This window comes from Pseudescherichia sp. (genome assembly GCF_031987975.1).
Classification (GTDB): Bacteria; Pseudomonadota; Gammaproteobacteria; order Enterobacterales; family Enterobacteriaceae; genus Pseudescherichia.
Genome location: NZ_DALZYX010000009.1, coordinates 1 through 17,705, shown reverse-complemented (window position 1 = coordinate 17,705; position 17,705 = coordinate 1). Strand labels below are relative to the sequence as shown.

The 17,705-nt window shown below is 55.8% G+C and carries 17 protein-coding genes and 1 tRNA gene; 5 read left to right on the top strand and 13 right to left on the bottom strand.

Annotated features, from left to right (window positions below):
- Nucleotides 1–55 precede the first annotated feature (55 nt).
- Nucleotides 56–2,206 carry a carbon starvation CstA family protein gene (locus RTN40_RS16430; RefSeq protein WP_312229406.1) on the bottom strand — a complete coding sequence of 717 codons (2,151 nt, stop codon included), beginning with the start codon at nucleotides 2,204–2,206 and terminating at the stop codon, nucleotides 56–58.
- A 312-nt stretch (nucleotides 2,207–2,518) separates the two neighbouring features.
- On the opposite strand from RTN40_RS16430, the gene tsr reads away from it, so the two are divergent.
- A complete protein-coding gene (tsr, locus tag RTN40_RS16425; protein ID WP_312229405.1) occupies nucleotides 2,519–4,186 on the top strand; it encodes a methyl-accepting chemotaxis protein in 1,668 nt (555 codons plus the stop codon).
- Between the two features lie 55 nt (nucleotides 4,187–4,241).
- On the opposite strand, the gene opgB is transcribed toward tsr, so the two are convergent.
- From opgB to RTN40_RS16380, 9 genes are all read right to left on the bottom strand, one after another.
- The gene (gene opgB / locus RTN40_RS16420; RefSeq protein ID WP_312229404.1) at nucleotides 4,242–6,533 is read right to left on the bottom strand and encodes a phosphatidylglycerol--membrane-oligosaccharide glycerophosphotransferase; all 2,292 of its coding nucleotides are present in this window, start codon (nucleotides 6,531–6,533) and stop codon (nucleotides 4,242–4,244) included.
- 205 nt (nucleotides 6,534–6,738) lie between these two features.
- Complete coding sequence (locus tag RTN40_RS16415) at nucleotides 6,739–7,239, bottom strand: DUF2501 domain-containing protein (RefSeq protein WP_312229403.1); 501 nt, start codon at nucleotides 7,237–7,239, stop codon at nucleotides 6,739–6,741.
- Between the two features lie 72 nt (nucleotides 7,240–7,311).
- The gene (gene dnaC / locus RTN40_RS16410) at nucleotides 7,312–8,049 is read right to left on the bottom strand and encodes a DNA replication protein DnaC (protein ID WP_312229402.1); all 738 of its coding nucleotides are present in this window, start codon (nucleotides 8,047–8,049) and stop codon (nucleotides 7,312–7,314) included.
- A 2-nt stretch (nucleotides 8,050–8,051) separates the two neighbouring features.
- On the bottom strand, nucleotides 8,052–8,597 hold the full coding sequence (dnaT, locus tag RTN40_RS16405; protein WP_312229401.1) for a primosomal protein DnaT: 546 nt from the start codon (nucleotides 8,595–8,597) through the stop codon (nucleotides 8,052–8,054).
- Nucleotides 8,598–8,720: 123 nt separating this feature from the next.
- Nucleotides 8,721–9,149 carry an organic hydroperoxide resistance protein gene (locus tag RTN40_RS16400; RefSeq protein ID WP_312229400.1) on the bottom strand — a complete coding sequence of 143 codons (429 nt, stop codon included), beginning with the start codon at nucleotides 9,147–9,149 and terminating at the stop codon, nucleotides 8,721–8,723.
- A gap of 94 nt (nucleotides 9,150–9,243) precedes the next feature.
- Entirely contained in the window at nucleotides 9,244–9,699 is a 456-nt protein-coding gene (locus tag RTN40_RS16395) for a MarR family transcriptional regulator (protein ID WP_312229399.1), read from the bottom strand.
- 63 nt (nucleotides 9,700–9,762) lie between these two features.
- Nucleotides 9,763–10,404 carry a TetR family transcriptional regulator gene (locus tag RTN40_RS16390; RefSeq protein ID WP_312229398.1) on the bottom strand — a complete coding sequence of 214 codons (642 nt, stop codon included), beginning with the start codon at nucleotides 10,402–10,404 and terminating at the stop codon, nucleotides 9,763–9,765.
- Nucleotides 10,405–10,469: 65 nt separating this feature from the next.
- Nucleotides 10,470–10,943, bottom strand: coding sequence for a threonine/serine exporter (locus tag RTN40_RS16385; RefSeq protein ID WP_312229397.1), 474 nt, complete (start codon nucleotides 10,941–10,943; stop codon nucleotides 10,470–10,472).
- Nucleotides 10,934–11,710, bottom strand: a complete 777-nt coding sequence (locus tag RTN40_RS16380) for a threonine/serine exporter ThrE family protein (protein ID WP_312229396.1) — start codon at nucleotides 11,708–11,710, stop codon at nucleotides 10,934–10,936. Before RTN40_RS16380 ends, RTN40_RS16385 begins: the two co-directional genes overlap by 10 nt.
- Before the next feature lie 470 nt (nucleotides 11,711–12,180).
- Between RTN40_RS16380 and RTN40_RS16375 the strand changes: the two genes are divergently transcribed.
- From RTN40_RS16375 to RTN40_RS16365, 3 genes are all read left to right on the top strand, one after another.
- Nucleotides 12,181–12,918, top strand: coding sequence for a LuxR C-terminal-related transcriptional regulator (locus RTN40_RS16375; protein WP_312229395.1), 738 nt, complete (start codon nucleotides 12,181–12,183; stop codon nucleotides 12,916–12,918).
- A complete protein-coding gene (gene bglJ / locus RTN40_RS16370; protein WP_312229394.1) occupies nucleotides 12,915–13,544 on the top strand; it encodes a DNA-binding transcriptional activator BglJ in 630 nt (209 codons plus the stop codon). The genes RTN40_RS16375 and bglJ overlap by 4 nt, the downstream gene beginning before the upstream one ends.
- A 156-nt stretch (nucleotides 13,545–13,700) precedes the next feature.
- Nucleotides 13,701–15,044, top strand: a complete 1,344-nt coding sequence (locus RTN40_RS16365; RefSeq protein WP_312229393.1) for a PTS sugar transporter subunit IIC — start codon at nucleotides 13,701–13,703, stop codon at nucleotides 15,042–15,044.
- A gap of 2 nt (nucleotides 15,045–15,046) precedes the next feature.
- On the opposite strand, the gene fhuF is transcribed toward RTN40_RS16365, so the two are convergent.
- A complete protein-coding gene (gene fhuF / locus RTN40_RS16360; RefSeq protein WP_312229392.1) occupies nucleotides 15,047–15,835 on the bottom strand; it encodes a siderophore-iron reductase FhuF in 789 nt (262 codons plus the stop codon).
- Between the two features lie 100 nt (nucleotides 15,836–15,935).
- Nucleotides 15,936–17,000 carry a GGDEF domain-containing protein gene (locus RTN40_RS16355; RefSeq protein WP_312229391.1) on the bottom strand — a complete coding sequence of 355 codons (1,065 nt, stop codon included), beginning with the start codon at nucleotides 16,998–17,000 and terminating at the stop codon, nucleotides 15,936–15,938.
- A 252-nt stretch (nucleotides 17,001–17,252) separates the two neighbouring features.
- On the opposite strand from RTN40_RS16355, the gene RTN40_RS16350 reads away from it, so the two are divergent.
- Nucleotides 17,253–17,489: a DUF1435 domain-containing protein gene (locus tag RTN40_RS16350; RefSeq protein WP_312229390.1), complete on the top strand. Its 237-nt coding sequence runs from the start codon at nucleotides 17,253–17,255 to the stop codon at nucleotides 17,487–17,489.
- Nucleotides 17,490–17,525: 36 nt separating this feature from the next.
- On the opposite strand, the gene RTN40_RS16345 is transcribed toward RTN40_RS16350, so the two are convergent.
- Nucleotides 17,526–17,611, bottom strand: a tRNA-Leu gene (locus RTN40_RS16345).
- Nucleotides 17,612–17,705: the final 94 nt, after the last annotated feature.

The following is a 17,705-nucleotide window of genomic DNA, read 5'->3' as shown; positions in this document are numbered from 1 at the left end:
AAATTGAAAAAGCCCGGCAGCGTTGCCGGGCCTGTAAATAACCCAGAGCGGGTAATTAGTGGTGTGAAGAGGTCTTCACGCCGCCTTCCGGCACCGGTACGTACGGCGTCTCTTTATCCGTGCGCACCGTACTGCTGCGGGTCTTCATCCAGGTTTTGAAGCCGTAGAAGATGATGCTGTACACCACTACCAGGAACAGGATGCTCAGCCCGGCGTTGGTATAGTTGTTGACCACGATGTGGTTCATGTTCGCCACCTCCTGGGCAGTCAGCTCGCCACCGGCGGCAATACGCGCTTTGTACTGGTTGGCCATGTAGAAGAAGCCTTCCATCTGCGGGTTGTCACTGAACAGCTTCAGCCCCAGTGCCCAGGTGGTGCAGATCAGCAGCCAGACGGCCGGAACCACGGTCACCCAGATGTATTTTGTACGCTGCATCTTAATCAGCACTACGGTACCCAGCACCAGCGCCACGGCGGCCAGCATCTGGTTAGAGATGCCGAACAGCGGCCACAGGCTTTTCACGCCGCCCAGCGGATCGACCACGCCCTGATAGAGCAGGTAGCCCCAGAGGCCGACGCAGCCTGCGGTACCGATAATACCCGCCACCAGAGAGTCAGTTTTCTTCAGGAATGGCACGAAGTTACCCAGCAGATCCTGAAGCATAAAGCGGCCGGAGCGGGTCCCGGCATCCAGCGCGGTCAGGATAAACAGCGCTTCGAACAGAATACCAAAGTGGTACCAGAAGCCCATGTCCGCCCACGGCAGGATTTTGTGGAATACGTGGGCGATACCTACCGCCAGCGTCGGCGCACCACCGGCACGGTTCAGCACGGACGGCTCACCGATATCCTTCGCGGTTTGCAGGATCTGTTCAGGGGTGATGACAAAGCCCCAGGAGCTGACGGTGGCCGCTGCATGGGCGGTGACGTCCTGCAACTGCGCCATGATCGCCGGGGCGTTCGCGCCGCCCAGCTCGTGCAGGTTCGGCATCACGATGCCCAGACCGGCAGGCGGGGTGTTCATGGCAAAGTAGAGGCCCGGCTCGATAATCGAGGCCGCCACCAGCGCCATAATCGCCACGAAGGACTCCATCAGCATCGCGCCGTAACCGATAAAGCGGGCATCGGTTTCACAGGCCAGCAGCTTCGGCGTGGTGCCGGAGGCGATCAGCGCATGGAAGCCGGATACTGCACCACAGGCGATGGTAATAAACAGGAACGGGAACAGCGCGCCTTTCCACAGCGGACCGGTACCGTCAATGTACTGGGTCATGGCCGGCATCTTCAACTCTGGGTTGAGGATCACGATGCCAATCGCCAGGCCAACGATGACGCCGATCTTCAGGAAGGTGGCCAGGTAGTCACGCGGGGCGAGGATCAGCCACACCGGCAGCAGCGCGGAGACAAATGCATAGCCAATCAGCGTAAAGGTGATGGTGGTGTCTTTAAAGGTCAGCGCCGGACCCCAGTACGGATCGGCCGCAATCACGCCGCCGAAGTAGATGGAGGCGACCAGCAGCACGATACCAATTACCGACACTTCGCCCACGCGGCCCGGGCGCAGGAATCGCATGTAGATCCCCATAAACAGCGCGATCGGCACGGTAGAACAGACGGTAAACACGCCCCACGGGCTTTCCGCCAGCGCCTTAACGACGATCAGCGCCAGCACGGCGAGGATGATAATCATGATCAGGAAGCAACCGAAAAGGGCGATCGTGCCCGGTACCGGACCCATCTCTTCTTTGATCATCTCCCCGAGGGAGGCACCGTTACGGCGGGAGGAGATAAACAGCACCATAAAGTCCTGCACCGCACCGGCCAGAACCACGCCCGCCAGCAGCCACAGCGTGCCGGGCAGGTAGCCCATCTGCGCGGCCAGCACCGGACCAACCAGCGGGCCTGCCCCGGCGATAGCGGCAAAGTGATGGCCAAACAGCACGTTACGGTTGGTTGGCACGTAGTTCAGACCGTCATTATTAATGACCGCCGGGGTGGCGCGGGTTGGGTCGAGCTTCATGACCTTCTGCGCGATGTAGAGGCTGTAGTAGCGGTAGGCGACGAGGTAAACGGAGACCGACGCGACGACGATCCACAGGGCGCTTACGCTTTCACCCCGCCGTAAGGCGACAACCGCCAGACAGAAAGCACCGATGATCCCGAGGATCATCCAGGGTACGTGCTTGAGTAGCTTTTTATTATCCATATCAGACCTGGCTATATGACAAAGATTACAGGAACAGGAGGCGTTAAATTGATAAATTTTCCCTGAGGATCATGGCAAACGGCGGGCAAAAAACGGGCAATAAGTAGCTGAGCGGTTGAATGTGAGGGGTAAGCGGTCGCAGGAGCGTGATAAGCGGTTTTAACCGGGCGAGAAGGGGAAAAAGAGTGTGATATGGATCACTGGCCAGGCGCTAAGCCAGCAGGCCAGACCACGTCGCAACGCACAACTATTCGGTAAAGTTTTCCTGTTCCAGGCCGAAAAACTGTTATCCCTCTAAAGGAATGAGAAAACATGTTGAACCGTATCAAAATTGTGACCAGTCTACTTCTGGTCCTTGCACTATTTGGCCTGTTACAAATCACCTCCGGCGGTCTGTTCTTCAACGCGCTGAAACACGACAAAGACAACTTCACCGTTCTGCAAACCATCCGTGAGCAGCAGTCTACGCTCAACGGCAGCTGGGTTGCCCTGTTGCAGACCCGTAACACGCTTAACCGTGCCGGTATCCGTTACATGATGGATCAGAACAATATCGGCAGCGGCACCACCGTCGCCGAGCTGATGCAGACCGCCAGCGCCTCCCTGAAGCAGGCGGAGCTGCACTGGAATGAGTATCAGACGCTGCCGCACGATCCGCGTCAGAACGAAGCTGTAACTCAGGAGATCAAGCGTCAGTACGATATCTATCACGGCGCGCTGGCTGAGCTTATCCAGCTGCTGGGCGCAGGCAAAATCAACGAGTTCTTTGACCAGCCGACCCAGGGCTATCAGGATGCGTTCGAGAAACAGTACGTTGAGTTCCTGCAGCAGAATGACCAGCTGTATGACCTCGCCGTCGCGGACAACAACAGCTCCTACAGCATGGCTATCTGGATCATTGTTGGCGTGCTGCTGGCAGTGCTGGCGGTGATCGTTGCCGTCTGGTTCGGTATCAAAAATGTGCTGATCTCCCCGCTTAACCGTCTGGTAGAGAGTATCCGCCATATCGCCGGTGGCGATCTAGTGCAGAAGATTGACGTGCACGGCGCTAACGAAATGGGCCAGCTGGCAGAGAGCCTGCGCCACATGCAGGGTGAGCTGATGCGTACCGTGGGTACTGTGCGTACCGGTGCGAACGAGATCTATAGCGGCGCGAGCGAAATCGCGATGGGTAACAATGATCTCTCCTCCCGTACCGAGCAGCAGGCTGCCTCTCTGGAAGAGACCGCTGCCAGCATGGAAGAGCTGACCGCGACCGTGAAGCAGAACGCCGAAAACGCCCGTCAGGCGAGCCATCTGGCGCTCAGCGCCTCTGAGACCGCGCAGAAGGGCGGTAAAGTGGTGGATAACGTGGTGCAGACCATGCGCGACATCGCTGGCAGCTCGCAGAAAATCGCTGACATCATCAGCGTGATCGACGGCATCGCTTTCCAGACCAACATCCTGGCGCTGAACGCGGCGGTAGAAGCGGCGCGTGCCGGTGAGCAGGGTCGCGGCTTTGCGGTGGTAGCAGGGGAAGTGCGTAACCTGGCCCAGCGTAGCGCCCAGGCTGCTCGCGAAATCAAGAGCCTGATTGAAGACTCCGTAGGCCGCGTAGAGCTTGGCTCAACGCTGGTCGAGAGCGCCGGTGAGACCATGGACGAGATCGTTAATGCGGTCACCCGCGTTACGGACATCATGGGTGAAATCGCCTCCGCTTCCGACGAGCAGAGCCGCGGTATTGATCAGGTAGGCCTGGCGGTTGCCGAGATGGATCGCGTTACCCAGCAGAACGCCTCGCTGGTGCAGGAGTCTGCCGCGGCGGCGGCGGCGCTGGAAGAGCAGGCGAGCCGTCTGACTCAGGCCGTAGCGGTGTTCCGTATTATGCAGGATCAGCGTAAAGAGGCCCGCGAGCAGGCTATCGTGGCAAAAGCCACCGCGCCGCTGGCGACCCGCAAACCAGCAACTGCTGAAGCGGGCGATAACTGGGAAACCTTCTAAATTACAATAATGCCGGGTGACGATACGCTTACCCGGCCTACCCAACCGGGGGCATCTAGCCCTCGGTTTTCACTACCTTAATCTCCACCATCCCAATCCCCAATTTGCGCGGCGAGTGGCCGAGAATATTCCCTTCGTTAGTGGACTGCGGCTCCGGCGGCACAATCGTCAGCGTATTGCTGTGGGACGGGTTATGGAACCGCAGCGTGGTGGTAGAGACCTCGTTGCCTAAAGTTAGTGTTTGCTCACTATCACCTACCCGCACCGGGATCGGCTTATTGGCGTTCGGGCCATAGGCTTTAGCAGTAATAACCAGATCGAAGCTCTCCGGCAGCGGTGCGTTGTACTCGATCTTCACTTCTTCACCCAGCTGCGCGTTGGACCAGCGTCCCCAGCTCTCCGGGCGAGAGATGCCGCTAAACTGTTTTACCTCTTCCGGCGCACCCGCCACGTTGAAGATAAAGCTGTCCGCCTTGTAGCGAACGTCATTATCCACCACCTTGAGCATATCAACGTTACGCTGATAGCGTGCGGTATCGATAACCGTATCCTTAAATGCAGTTTTGCTTTTCCACTGGTCGCTATCAACGTGCTGCACCCTTTGCTCGCCTCCCAGCTGCCCCTGGGAAACGCACCAGTCGGTGGAGAGCGCCAGCTGCTGCGCCCACATCTGCGCCATCTTGTAGCAGCGGTCTACCCAGACAAAGTTATCTCGCGGGGCAAAGTCGGCGAGCTGGAAGCGCAGCGGCGCGGAGTACTCGCTCTCCGGCAGCGGCTCTACGCGCTGGTCTGAGACGCGGATCAGCAGCGGCAGACGGAAACGGCTGCCGGAAAAGGCGATCGTCTCTTTGTCGCTATCAACGGTAAACTCCTTCATCTCTTTGGGGAAGTTCCACAGGCGGATGATATCCGGCTTCCACGCCAGCACCTTCTCCTTCATGTTGAGGAACGACTGGGAGAGGGACTGGCCGGAGAGGCTGCTGCGCCCGAGGCCGAGGAAGTTATCCCCGCCGAGGATATCCAGCACGGTGGCACCGTTATCCATGGTGTTGCGTTTCAGCCCGATGACGTCCTGCGCAGGCTGGTCGCCGCGCAATACAAAGAAGAGGTTGTTGCGATCCTGCTTGCTGAGGTACTTCCACGCGGTGTTGTTCATCGCCAGATGATCGGAGGAGACGACGATCACCGTATCCTTAAACCACGGTGAGGCTTTGATCTTGTTAATCAGCGCGGCGATATGCTGCTGGCTGCAGGTGACCGCGCTAAAGGACTGGTTCGCTTTCCCGTCGATGGCGTAGCTTTTCCGCTCGCAGGTGCGGGAGACAAAGCCGTCCGGGTGATGGGTATCAACGGTCAGGGCAAAGAGCGAGAAGCGCTTGCCGCTCTGGGAGAGCTGCTGATACTGCTGCCACACCTCGTCCAGCACGGTGTCGTCGTAGAAGCCCCAGTCGTTGCGGTAGGTTGGATCGGCCACCCGGCCCTTCAGCTCTTCCGCCCCAATCAGGTGGTCAAAGCCGTGGGATTTTAAAAAGACATCTTTCCCGGCAAAGCGCAGGTTCGCCCCCTGCACGAAGTGGTTCTCATACCCGGAGTTTTTCAGGATATCGCCGAGGCAGAGATTATGCGGGAAGAAACTCGACATCGAGGCCGAGGCGTTGCCCTCGAAGGGGGCAAAAAGCGGAATGCCGCACTGGGAGGCGACCATCCCGGCAATGGTGTAGTCGGTGCCCGGCAGTTGCGCGGTATGGCTAAAATCCAGCCCCTCATCTTTCAACGCACCCAGCTCCGGCGTCAGGCCTGGAAAGGCGTCGCTGTCAAAGTAGGTTCGCTCCAGGCTCTCACCGTAGATGTAGACCAGGTTAAGAGCCGGCTGCGGAATGCTTTTTGCTGGCTCTTTATACCAGACCGCAAAATCCGGATCCCCCGCCCGGGACTGGGATTTGACCAGCTCGGTGATCTGCCGGAAGGCCGGGCTGGCATCTACCGATCCCAGAGCTAATAGCAGCGCCAGCAGACTATAGCCGACGTGCAGCGGATGATGGCGGCGACGGCGCAGGATCCAGCCGAGGGCAAAAAAGAGCGCCAGCAGGCCGATCGCCAGTGCCGCGCCGGGCAGAATATACTTGCTGACGCCCGCGCCGGTCAGGCTATTGGTAATGGTATAGAGCACCGCATCGTTAATACCGTCGCCGGTAAAGTAGTCGCTGGCGTAGAGGGCGATATTAAGGACAACAAACAGGCCCAGCACGGCAAGCATGGCGGTAAACCACCAGGTATTACGGCCTGCCTTCAGAGAATAAATAGCTATCGAGGCAATAAACAGCACGAGAGAGAGAAATTCAGACAACGGTCGATCCTCAATAGCAGCAAGCCGGAATGTTGCAGGAATAACACTTTAATGGGGAATTCACATAGCTGCAATTCTAGCGTCACAACGCCTGGATTCTATTAAGAAAAGGTTTAGAGAGGGGCGTTTTATGAGCAATGTCTCATTTATAAGCGGCAGGCGCGCCTGCTCTGTATCGTGGCAGGCGCGGCAAGGTGAGAGGCGATCAGGAGAGGAAGTTCATGCCCTGCTGCAGAACCAGGTCGCAGGCTTTGGTTTTCACCTTCTGCGCCAGCGGCGTGCTACCGATATTGTTCAGGTTCAGCTGTTCGCCATCTTTGGTGTTTAGCATCCCCTGTAAGCCTTCCAGGAAGTTGGTATCTTCCTTCTGCTCCGGCGCACTCAGGCCCAGTTTCTCCAGCACCTGGCTCTTGATATTCTCTGCGCTGGTGACCGAGGCCAGCTTGTTTTTAGCGCAGTACTCCAGGATGCCGGCGGCGTTATTCATGGTGTCGGCGCTCAACGCCTGGTTACCGCCGTTCAGCAGGCCGCCAAGGGCGGAGAGCGAGGTGCCGCTCTGCTGGGTGGACGTGGCGGAACCCGAGTTCTGGCTCAGCTGGTTAGCCGCGCTGGTCAACTGCTCCTGCCAGGTTGCGGCGTGAGAGAGGGAAGAGAGCAGGGCGCTGGCGATCGCGACGCTGCACAGTAAACGTTTAGCTGATTTCATGTGGCATAACCTGTTGTGATGAATCGCGTCAGTATATAACGGGAGACCCGGCAGGCCGCGCCAGGAAAGCTCTTAATACTCTTTGCCGGTCACGCGGCTGCGGTAGCTATCCCAGTTAAAATTGACCCACAGGCTATTGCCGAGACGCATACGATCCATGACCCGCTCGCCGAGCAAATCGGTCATTTCTTTAGTACCTAAGTTGGTTAGCATTCCTGTAGGACGCTTTGAGGAAGAACGGCGATCAACGATCTGGTTAATGATCACCTTCTCATAGCGGGACTCCGACTGCATACCTATCTCATCAATGACCAGCAGATCGACCATGCTGAGATCGTTAAGCAGCTGCTCTTCGCTGGTTTCCCGGCTACTGAATGTCTCTTTCATAGCGGACATGATATCGGCCACGGTAATGATCAGCACCGACTTTCCGCGCAGCAGCAGCTCATTACAGATAGCCGCCGCAAGGTGGTTTTTGCCGGTGCCCGGCTTGCCGGAAAAAACGAAGCTGGCAATGTTGCCATCAAACGCTTCAACGTACTGCCTTGCTCTATTTAAAGCATTCATCTGCCCCTCGTTTTCGACCTTATAGTTATCGAAAGAGCAGTTCTGATGCAGAGGACGAATGCCGGAGCGGTTGAAGGTGCGCTGCATCTTCATGGCCCGGTTTTCGCGGGCGATGGCCGCCGAACGCAGCTCACCTTGCTCTTTTTGCCAGGCCAGCAGCTCTTCGCCGGTGGTAAACGCCGGTTTCACATGGGCAGGCATCATCTTTTGTAAACGCTTCATCATTTCGCCGACGTCTTTCATGATTAACCTCTGAAGCCTGGGGGAATCTGGTTATCCGGTTCGGGAATGGCATTTACATCACGCTCGCGCTTAGCGGCACCGTTCAGGCTACCACGGCCGATCTGTACGCTGCGGGCCAGCTTCTGCTGCCACTGCATATGGTGAAACACCTTGCCCTCGGCCTGCCAGTAGGTGACAAACGAGGCCAGCTCCTCATGGGTAACGGGCTGGCTCAGGCCGATGCCCCATAGAGCCGCCAGGCGTTGAAAATCGGCGTCCGGCTGCCAGCCTGCATACATGGGAAATTTGCCCATCGGTACGCTGGGCGGCGCGTCGGTCGGTTCATCATAAAACTGCTGATCGAGCGCGATATCGCTGGCCGGGCGCTGCAGTCGGGCTTCCAGTTCCAGCAGCTGCGCCAGCCGCGCAGGCGTCAGGGCATAAAACGCTGGCGCGTTATCAGCAAAAACGGCCACCGTCCCTTCACGGGACTGGGTCAGGACGCGAGCGTGATCGTGCATAAACGCGTCGATACCGATGACATTGGTGGAGAGGATTCTGGAAGACATAGCGCAATCTCAAGCTAAAAACAGAGCGGGAAGATCCGCGGGTGATATGTGCTCATAGTAGCACAGAGAGGGGGTGCTTTTATAGGCCGGGCAGGCGTCGCGCCGCCCGGCCTTGTGAACGTCTTACGCGATAATGTTCAGCGTCACGTCGATGTTGTTACGCGTGGCGTTGGAGTAAGGGCAGACGATATGCGCGGCATCAACCAGCTTCTGCGCCTCAGCCGCGTCCATACCCGGCAGGTGAATATTCAGCTTAGCTTCGATACCAAAACCAGTTGGCAGCGGTCCGATACCCACTTCACCTTCAACAAAGGCCTCTTTCGGCATGGCGATCTTGTCGCGGCCAGCAACAAACTTCATTGCGCCGAGGAAGCAGGCGGAGTAGCCGGCAGCAAACAGCTGCTCCGGGTTAGTAACGTTACCGCCCAGGCCGCCCATCTCTTTCGGTACGCCCAGCTGAACGTCCAGCACGCCGTCAGAGGAGGTCGCACGGCCGTCACGGCCACCGGTTGCTTTGGCTTTTGCGGTGTAAACTACTTTTTCTAAAGACATGGCAGGTTCCTTATTCTCGCTGTTATCGATTTATGTGCTATAAAATAGCGCGCTATTTATATGTTAAGCCCAGGGCCGTCAGGGACGGTAAAACCTAAGCCTTATGAAGCTGATGGCGCAGCGTCTCCAGCTCGTGCTGAAGCGCGGCCAGTGAATCCGTATCGCACGCGGCGGCGCAGCGTACTGATTCCGGGATCGTTAGTGCCTGCTGCTGCAACGCCCGTCCCGATTCGGTCAGGGTTACGGCAACCTGGCGCTCGTCCTGACGCGAGCGCTGGCGAACAAGCAGCCCGGCGCTCTCCAGACGCTTAAGCAGTGGCGTCAGGGTGGCAGAGTCCAGAAACAGCTGCTCGCCAATCTCTGACACGGTGACGTCGTCCCGCTCCCACAGCACCAGCATCACCAGATACTGTGGATAGGTGAGACCTAACGGGGCCAGCAGCTGCCGATAGAGTTTATTCAGCGCCAGGTTTGCGGAGTAGAGCGCAAAGCAGAGCTGATTATTCAGGGCCAGAGGCGCATTCGCCGGGGCTGTCGATTTCGTCTTCATGTTTTGAATATAGGTAGTGTGCGATTTAATTGCAAGTTATATTTTTGTACAGAAGAAAACTCATCAAGGACAGACATAGCGCAGCACCACCTGCACCGCCATGGCACGGTAGTGTGCCTGCTGGGCCTGGCTATCCGCCCCCTCCTCGAACAGCAGAGTAAAGGTGTAGCTGTTCGCCACGTAATGGAAGCTGAAGCTGCTCATCAGGCGGTGCACGTCGCGAGCGTTGACGCTGCGGCTGAAAAGCTGCTTCTGCTGGCCACGCGCAAGGATATCTTCCAGCAGGGTCAGCGCGCTGCGATTAACCTTGCGCAGATATTCCGACTGCTGCATATAGCGTCCGCGCTGCATGTTCTCCATGCAGATAATGCGAATGAAATCGGGATGCGCAGCGTGAAAGTCGAAGGTACTCTCTACCAGCTCTACCATCGCTTCTACCGGCGGCAGGTTTGTCAGATTAAGCCGCGTTTCGCTGGCACGGATCTCGGTATACACATACTCAAGCACCTGCAGATAGAGGCTCTCTTTCGTTTTATAGTGATAAACCACCATCCGTTTAGTCGTACCCGCCTTCTCGGCGATCTGCTCCATACGGGCACCGTTCAGGCCATACTCGGCAAACAGCTCAATGGCACTGATGAAAATTTTGTCCTTCAGGCTGGACTCGTCCAGTTTCTCCGGTAAATACACGCCGTCGTGCTTCACATCCGCCTCTTTGTGGCCGCAACAGGAACAGGGATTATTACCACGGTGCAGGCAGAACACAAATCTCAAACGCGGGGGCGCTTACGGTAGATCCACAATCCGGGCACCGACAGGCCAATTGAGAGGGCCGCTACAATCGACGTGGCCTTCAAAAAGTTGGTCAGCAGCAGGATCATCATCGCTTCGCTATAGCCAAAGTGACCTATTTTTACCGCAGAGATCATCGCCGTATAGGCCGAAATGCCGGGAAACATCGGGATCACCGCCGCGACGGTAAAGACCTTGGGATGGGCAAGATACCAGCGGGACCAGCGGATACCGATGCAGCCAACGAGCATAGCGGCAACAAAGGTAGACCATTCGGCATTGATGCCGCCGGTCATCATCACCATCCGCGCGCCGTGGCCGATGGCACCCAGCAGCCCGCACCAGGGCAGGGCGCGCTGCGGCACATTGAAAACCATGGCAAAGCCAACGGCAGGAATAGCAGCGAGGAGCATATCCTGCGCCAGCGCCAGCAGAAAATCGACTATACCCATCCGCGTAGCCCCCACAGCGTCATGGCCATCACCACGCCGATACAGGTGGCGAGCGTCAGCAGGCTGGCGATAGCCCAGCGCGCCAGCCCGGTATTAATATGCCCTTTAAACATGTCGGCGACGGCGTTGATGAGCGGGAAGCCGGGAACCAGCAGCAGGACGCTGGCCGCCATCGCGACCGTTGGCGTCAGGGTGAAGGCGGGCAGAGTGAGTAGCAGTCCTGAGACGGTTGTGGCGACAAAGGCCGTCAGGCAAAAGTTGATCTGCGGATGCAGATGCCGCTGGGCCAGCGTCAGACGGACATACATCGCCACGCTGCTGGCACAGAAGGTTACAACGGTGCCATCCCAGCCGCCATTGTTCAGCTTGCAGAAGCAGGCGCAGGAGAGGCCCACCACCAGCGTTACCAGCCAGCGCGGGTAGCGCAGGGGTTTTATCTGGCCGAAGCGCTTTTCCACATCTCTCGCATCCAGCAGATGATGTTCGGCCATAATGACGATGTGCTGTACCTGGGTGACAACGTGCATATTGATCCCCCGGTCGCTGTTTTTACGCGTGGAGGTCATGCACTGCCCGTTCTGAAGCGTGGTAAGCACGATAGCGTTTGCCGAGATGGCGCTCTCAACGCTATCCATTCCCAGCGCCCGCCCGAGGCGGGTGGATAGCTCTTCTACCAGGGCGCTCTCCGCCCCGTGCTGTAACAGGAGAAGGCCGCACTGAATACACAGGCGCGTTACGACCCGCTGTTGATCCCGATCTGCTTGCATGAGTTGCCCTGGTAGAGTAGCCATATGCCGACGTGGCGAAACAGAAAACGTACTTTTAACACAACGTGCTACCTGCCCGGCGCTGTGATAGATCAATATTTAGCTAATAAATTGATTTTATCGCCTCAGACCGTTTCCTTGCCGTGATATCACCGCATTGCGCGATACAGAATTTTTTAATCATTCAGAGGGTTTATATATTTAGAGATACTTCCTCAGTAACGTATTTTTTTTGCCGTGGCACCCATTATTTTTTTAACAGAGATATGCGATATTACACCAGGAATAAATGAGTAATACTGCAGTCGGCCGCCGTGAGTCTGATGATGTAAGCGTGACGAATAAAGATAATGACATGCTGTGTTAACAGTTGTGATGTTGAGTAGCGCTTTTGTTCTGGCATTTATTTATTCATGAACGTTATCGTGATGAATTAACACACTTGGTTCTCGAATGTAAGCGGAGGAGATATGCTATCAGAAAAGTACAGGTGCGCAGTGGTAATAAGCAGGGCACCCATAATACAGTTTGGACTTGGCGCTATTATGGCGCAATCATTTTGTGAGTATGAAACTATTTACTGTGCGACGCCAGAGGAGATAACGCTCTCTCTGCTGCAGCACGCGAACGTCGTTATTGTCGATCTGACTAACGATTTAAGACAGGCCCGCAGCGCCTGTAAAACATACTACTCAATGATGATTCAATGTGTTGATATTCATTGGGTTTTTATCGTTCCCTTACCTATCTATCCGCTGGCGGTAGAGCTACTGCTGCGTTCAGAAAGCACGCTGCTCTCCAGTATGGAGCCGGTCGAGGGCATTATTAATGCGGTCCGTAGCGGCAACCGTCGTGCAGAAATTATCGGGCGGTCGCTTTTGTCAGATCATGATTATGATGATGACGATGTGAATCAACCCGCACTGTCATTAACCTATTCAGAAAGGCAGGTATTACGGCTTCTTGGTAAAGGATGGGGTATTAATCAGATCGCGTCCATGCTTAAAAAAAGCAATAAGACGGTAAGCGCACAGAAAAATAGCGCTATGCGTCGGCTCTCATTACGTAGCAATGCCGAGTTGTATGCATGGATTAATAGCGGCTATGGGTCTGAGGTATTAAATTTAAATCCAATGAATGGCGAGAGTAAACAATGGAAAAAAGTGGAGCAAGAAGAAACGTTGCCATTATTGAACGATGCGCCATGAGCGAAGCCGGACTTCGGCACCTATTACCGGGCGCAGGGAATTATCAGTTTTATTTCTTTAAAGATTACGCCGATTTTATGAATGCGCTGCCGTGGACGCCCTTTTTTGCAGTGATCTATTCGCTCTCCGCTATCAGAGCGCAGCGGCTGGAGTGCCTTAAGGTAATGTGCGAGATGGCGAAAAACCGCCCCGGCCAGCAACGCATTGTGCTGGCGGGCAATGACATGGAGGCGCGGCTGGTAAGCCGTTTTTCACCCGTCGCGCTGCATGGCATCATCAGCAAAACGGCCCCGCTGGAGCGGGTACGCCAGCAGCTACGGAAATGGCTTAGCGATAAACAGCGGGTGAATGAGACTATCCTCAACCTCTGGTATTACAGCTATGAGCGGGTACTGAATCAGACCGAGCGGGAGATCCTTCACTATACCGCCCTGGGCTATCCGATTGCTAATATTGCCATTCGACTTCAGCGCAACTGCAAGAGCATTCGCGCGCATAAGCTTAGTCTGATGACGAAGCTGGGCGTTGATACCGATGCAGGTTTATTCTACGCGGCAGATATCCTTGTGCAGATGCAGCAGGCGTTCCTTGAGATCCCTCACTCCCGACGACAGATACCGGCCTGACTGTGAGGTGAATCTTATTTATTCACAGCGGGATAGGCCGATTATCGATCCTCTTCACAATCGCGGAAACCGGTTACAGTAACCGGTTGCACAGTGCAGATCGCAGACTGATACTCATTTTTGCCATTCCTTTTTTCGCCTGACCGGAGAGCCAAAATGTCTGCCAACCACGCTGCGTTTAACCTGATCTTCCGTTTTGTTGAAAATTATGTCAGCCCCATCGCCGGACGCATCTCTGCCCAGCGTCATGTGATGGCGATTCGCGATGGTTTTATCTCGGCAATGCCCTTTATGATTGTCGGCTCCTTTCTGCTTATTTTTGCCTATCCGCCGTTCTCACCGGATACCACCTGGGGCTTTGCTCGCGGCTGGCTCGATCTGGCAAAGCAGTATGAGGGGCGGATCCTTACCCCGTTCGATATGACCATGGGGATCATGTCGATCTACATCTGTGCCGCCATCGCCTATAACCTTGGCAAGCACTACGTGAAGTCGCACCAGCTCGATCCCTTTATGTGTGCCATGCTCGCGCTGATGGCGTTTCTGCTGGTCGCCGCGCCAAAAACCGATAGCGCGCTGCCGGTGCATAGCCTGGGCGGCACCGGGATCTTTACCGCTATCCTGGTGGCCATCTACTGTGTGGAGATGATGCGCTTTTTAAAAGCGCATAACATCGGCATCCGCCTGCCGGATCAGGTTCCGCCGATGATCAAAAACTCGTTCGATCTGCTGATCCCCGTGCTGGTGGTCGTGCTCACGCTCTACCCGCTGAGCCTGTTTATCCAGTCAGAGTTCTCGGTGCTGATCCCGCAGGCTATCATGGCCCTGTTTAAGCCGCTGGTGGCCGCCGCTGACTCGCTGCCTGCTATTCTGCTGGCGGTGCTGGTTGGCCATCTGCTGTGGTTCGCCGGCATCCACGGGGCGGCTATCGTCTCCGGTATGCTGCAGATGTTCTGGTTAACCAACCTGGGGATGAACCAGACCGCGCTGGCACAGGGCGCGCCGCTGCCACACATCTTTATGGAGGCGTTCTGGACATTCTTCATTGTGGTAGGGGGGTCTGGAGCGACGATGGGACTGGTGATCTGCTATCTGCGTAGCCGATCCGTGCACCTGCGCTCTATCGGGCGGCTCAGCATTGTGCCCAGCTTCTTTAATATCAACGAGCCAGTGATCTTCGGCACGCCTATTGTAATGAACCCGGTCTTTTTTATCCCCTTCCTGCTCGCACCGCTGATCAACTCGGTGATCGCCTGGGGCGCAATGAAAATGGATCTGATTGGTCGGGTGATTGCCGTTGTTCCCTGGACCGCACCGGCACCGATCGGCGCGGCCTGGGCACTGGGCTGGGACTACCGGGCGGCGATCCTCGTCGTGTTGCTGGCCGTGGTCTCCGCCGTGATCTACTACCCGTTCTTTAAGGTCTACGAGAAACAGCTCCTGGAGCAGGAGGCGCAGGAGTCACAGCGTGCAGAGGGGGAGAGCCAGCAGGTCGCGTAAGATTATTTAAGCGTACAGTCGCCGCACTGCTGGACATCCGGCAGGCGGTAGCGCTGACAGCAGGTACGGCGCACCAGCACGCCCTCACGCAGGACGACGGTGCGCCAGAGTGGGTTATCCATGCCGTTTGCCAGGGTCTTGTCGAAAAAGCAGAGCTGGCGCAGCGCACTAACCCGCGCATCGCCCAGAAGCGGCTTCATCTCGTTCAGATACCAGTTGATGAGATAGCCCGTATTGCTCCAGATAAGCTTGCCGTTGATCTCACCGGTAGCCTCCAGCGCCTGAACGACCGGCATCATTGCCGAGACGATCAGCTTTTCAATGCGTCCGCGATCGTCTAACAGCGTGGTATAGCGATCGGCATGCACGTCGGCCCAGAAACAGGCGGCGCGGCCTGTCTCATGAAATTCAACGTGAAAATGCTCCGGGGAGAGATCCAGCGCGGTGTCGTGCGCCAGCAGGGCCAGCATCAGCGGTGGAACCAGCAGGCCCAGATACCACTGCGCCCACAGCGAGATAAGCGGTTTCCCCTCGCGCGGCAGTTGCGGCTGGTTGCGGTAGATATGATCGCCGTAGTCGGCCAGCAGCGTGCGCAGGGCGGCGGGGCGCTGCCACTGCGCCAGGGTCATGGCCCGGTGCGGCGGTGGCTCATCAAGGCGGATAACCTCCAGCATGTGCGGACGCTGGCTGGACATCGTTTCGCGCAGGGCATCAGCAAGCGTTGGCGCTGCGGTGTGCAGCGGGGCTCGCCAGATAAGATCGTTTGCCAGCAGTTCGGAACGTTGAGCCATAAGAGGTTAGACCGGAATCTAAATGATAATGATTGCTAATCCTAACCATAGGCAGGAACAAGCGCAACATTTTTGTCGCGAAATGCCTGCCGGGTTCCGTTTAAGCCATCTGCAGGTCACCGCTAACCAAAATATGGTTGCGCCCTAAATGCTTCGCTTCATACAGCGCTTTATCCGCTTTGCTCAGCGCATCCTCAATATCCTCGTCCAGCAGAGGAGCAATGCCGATGCTTACCGTAACGTTGGTTGCCACACTCTCGTTAAACATATGTGGGATCTTAAGATCGAAGACCTGCTGGCGAATGCGCTCGGCGGTCATGCGAGCGTGTTCCAGATCGACATGACTCAACAGGATCATAAACTCCTCGCCACCAAAGCGGGCGACAATATCCCGGGAGCGCACCGCGTCGCGGATAGCGGCAGAGACACGAATAAGCGCCTGATCGCCCATCATATGACCGTAGTGGTCGTTATAGGCTTTAAAGTGATCGATATCCAACAGCAGTACGAACTGTTTGCCGTCATCGTGCGCCAGCAGGTTATCAATCTTATTTTGCAGGCCGCGGCGGTTGTAAAGCCCGGTCAATGGATCGAGCATGCTCAAATCTTTTAGCATCTTGCGTTCATCTAACAGCTTGTCCATCAGCTCCTGGGCAAAGCTATCGTTACGCCGCTGGATCACGTGCTGGATGGTAATACCTACCACCGGCAGGGCAAAGCAGTAGAGCACCCTTAGCCAGGCGCTGCCGTCGGTCAGCCACAGGCAGCTCAGGCTTACCGGCAGTGAGTGCAGCATAAACGCGCTGATATTGTTAGAGAAAGCGATAGTGCCAATAAATAATACGCTTAACAGCGCAATTAAAAGATATGCCGGATCCGGATGACCAATAGCGGAATATTTCATGCTGACATGCCACGCCCACAGGCAGCCAAATAAAAGTGAAATGAGAGGAATATTTATTTTCTTTTCTGATTGCCACTTGTGCCAGAGCAGCAGCGCAACGCTGGCTGTAAAGAGCAGCCCGAGCGGCGGAGTCACGCTCATCACGCTGTTTAGCGGCAGCAGAAATGAAAAGAGGGCCGAAACGGCATTGAGAAACAAAAATAACCGCAGGGATAGCTGATATTTCTTGTTACAAAGGTTATGCCAGGATTGTGCTGTCATCTGTAATGTCGTTATTAATCTGCGATATATAAAACGTTATGGTTGGCAAAATGAGAAATAACGCGTCAATAAAATTTCGCGAAAAAGAGTAAGAAATTGTTATGTATTTTCCGAGGCGCACAATTTATCACCTTCATGAATGCCTGTCATTAACAGATGTAGAAAGATCGCGCAGCGTCACAACCGCATGCTGACAAATGAGAAAACATATCATATGATATTAGTTATCATTATCACTGTGGGGGCAGAGGCATGTTGCAGCGCGTGCTGGAAAGTGGATGGGGATTCGTATTATCGGGCATCGTTGCGCTCGGGCTGGCCTGTGCCGATCTCTCTGATGACGCCTGGCGTGCGATTATCGTGCCTGGTCTACTGTTAACGCCTGCCATGCTCTATCACAAGCGTCTGCGTCACTTTGTGCTGCTGCCGTCGGGTATTGCGTTAATTGGCGGAATGATGCTGGTAATAATGAATTTGAAAATGGGATGAAGCGGGAGAGGTCGTACTGGAAGAGAGCAAGATAAGTGGTGCGAGGGGGGGGACTCGAACCCCCACATCCTAAGGACACTAACACCTGAAGCTAGCGCGTCTACCAATTCCGCCACCTTCGCACATCTATCTTACTATTTTGCTTTTTGATACTGCCTCGTTGGTGCGAGGGGGGGGACTCGAACCCCCACATCCGTAAGGACACTAACACCTGAA